The organism is Pseudomonas brassicae (assembly GCF_010671725.1).
In the GTDB taxonomy this organism is placed as follows: Bacteria; Pseudomonadota; Gammaproteobacteria; order Pseudomonadales; family Pseudomonadaceae; genus Aquipseudomonas; species Aquipseudomonas brassicae.
Window position 1 is genome coordinate 1 of sequence record NZ_JAAHBU010000610.1, and the last position, 824, is coordinate 824.

The following is an 824-nucleotide window of genomic DNA, read 5'->3' on the forward strand; positions in this document are numbered from 1 at the left end:
GGCGCCTGGGCAGGTTCTGCCAGCCGCGCAGGCTCTCGATGATCTGCTCGATGCTTTCGACCAGCAGCGCCCCGTCGCGGATCAGTTGGTGACAACCCTTGGCGCCAGGGTGGTGGATGGAGCCCGGGATCGCGTACACCTCGCGTCCCTGCTCGGCCGCCAGCCGCGCGGTGATCAGCGAACCGCTGGCCAGGCTCGCCTCCACCACCAGCACGCCCAGCGACAAGCCGCTGATGATGCGGTTGCGCCGCGGAAAGTTGCCGGCCACCGGCCCGGCGTCCAGCGGGAACTCCGAAATCACCGCGCTGCCTTGCTCCAGCATGGCCTGCGCCAAGGTACGGTGGCGCTGTGGATAAAGTTTTTGCAGGCCGGTACCGAGCACCCCGATCGTGAACCCGCCCGCCTCGATCGCCGCCTGATGCGCGGCCCCATCCACCCCCAGTGCCAGCCCGCTGGTGATCACGAAACCGGCCTGGGCCAGGTGCCGGGAAAAGCCTGCGGCGGTGTCCAACGCCGGCCGCGATGCACGTCGGCTGCCGACGATGGCCAGTTGCGGATGCTCGAGTAATGCCGGGTTACCAGCAATGAACAACAGCGGCGGAGCGTCGCTCAACTGTGCCAGCAACCCGGGGTAGCCTGGGTCGTCCCACATCAGCACATGGTGCTGCGAGCGCTCTAGCCAGCGCATTGCAGCCTCTACACCGGCCCCGACGTCGACGCTGTCGCGGCGGCGATGCTGGCCGGGCTACGACCCAGTGCGCGCCAGGCCGCGGCGGGCGCGGCCAATGCCGCACGGGCACTGCCGAACGCCTGCAGCAACTGGT

1 pseudogene is annotated in these 824 nt (G+C 69.1%); it reads right to left on the minus strand.

Annotated features, from left to right (window positions below):
- A pseudogene (gene dprA, locus G3436_RS26605) lies at positions 1-824 on the minus strand (DNA-processing protein DprA); the annotation flags it as partial.